Here is a 1,361-nt window from a genome sequence, read left to right on the forward strand (position 1 = left end):
GCGCGGGCGAAGGCGACGCCGACCACTCGGGCCCAGCAGAACACGCAGAGCCGGAAGGCGACGTCGGCGGTCCCGACGAAGCCCGCCGTGCCGGCCCGGAAGGCGACCCCGGCAGTACCGGCGGTCCCGGCGAAGCCACCCGTCGCACCGGCGGCGATGGCCAGCCCGGCCACGCCGGTCACCCCGGCCACCCCGGCCGCGCCCGCGCAGCAGACGGCACCGGCCACCTCTCCCGCGCCGGGACGCAACGCCGCGGCGGCGAAGGGGACGAAAGCCGTGAAGACGGCGAAGGCGGCGAAGCCGGGGAAGGCCGCAGCCGCAGCCGCTACGCCCGCGGCCTCCGACGCGACGAACCCCCAGGAACCCGGTACCGGTGCGGTCGCCGGCCAGCCGGCTTCCCCCGCCGGGCCGCCCTGGCAGCTGCCGGGCTACGCGTACGAGGGCGACCTCGGCGCCGGCCCCTCGGCCCGGGTGGTGCGGGCGCGGCACGAGGAGTCCGACACCCCGGTAGCGATCACGTACCTGTCGGCGGCCGTGGCGGAAGACCCCGCTTTCCGGACGGCGTTCCGGGCCGAGGCCGAGCAACTCGCCGCCCTCGACTCGCCGTACGTCGCGCGCGTGTACGCGTACGTCGAGGACGGCCCGCACGCCGCGGCCGTGACGGAACTCGTCGACGGCGCCGGCCTCGACGCCCTGCTGCGGGCGAAGGGCGCCACCGCCCCGGAGTCCGCGCTCGCCGTCCTCAAGGGATCGCTGCTCGGGCTCACCGCCGCCCACGGCGCCGGCGTCCTCCACCGCGCGGTCGGTCCCGCGAACGTACTGGTCACCGCCGAGGGCGCCGTCAAGCTCGCCGACTTCGGCGTGGCGGCCCGCGGCGGGGACAGCGCTGAGCCGGTGGTCCACCCCGCCGGCACCGCGCCCGAGGTGTGGGCGGGCGCCCCGGCCACCGCCGTCTCCGACCTGTACGCGGCGACAGCGACGTTCGCGGCGTGCCTCACCGGGACGATGCCGTACGCGGCCGGCACCGCCGAGGAACCCGCGGTGCCGCACGCCGAGGCGCCGATTTCCGACGAGCAGGCCCCGGAGCCGATCCGGCCTCTGATCGCCCGGGGGTTGGCCCAGGACCCGGCCGAACGGCCGCAGAGCGCAGCGGACTTCGCCGCCGAGCTGGAGGCGGTGGCCGTCGCGGCCTACGGCGAGGACTGGGAGGAGCGCGGGCAGCGTGAACTCGCCGCGTCCGTAGGGCTGTTGTCGCAGTCCCCGTCCGGCCCGGAGGTGGCGGCAGCCGCCCTGCCGCCGCATGCCGCCCACCCGCAAGCAGCGGCAGCAGCCGCGGCAACGGCCGGTGCCGCTGCGGGCCC

1 protein-coding gene and 1 pseudogene are annotated in these 1,361 nt (G+C 78.0%); one reads left to right on the plus strand and one right to left on the minus strand.

The genetic code is table 11. The features are described from left to right. A pseudogene (locus GA0115240_RS36185) lies at positions 1–227 on the minus strand (hypothetical protein); the annotation flags it as partial. Positions 228–276: 49 nt separating this feature from the next. Here GA0115240_RS36185 and GA0115240_RS15325 point away from each other — a divergent pair. After that, positions 277–1,361 (plus strand): serine/threonine-protein kinase (locus GA0115240_RS15325; protein ID WP_141708842.1); only part of this gene is annotated, 1,085 nt, incomplete at its 3' end.

It is taken from the genome of Streptomyces sp. DvalAA-14 (assembly GCF_900091855.1).
Classification (GTDB): domain Bacteria; phylum Actinomycetota; class Actinomycetes; order Streptomycetales; family Streptomycetaceae; genus Actinacidiphila.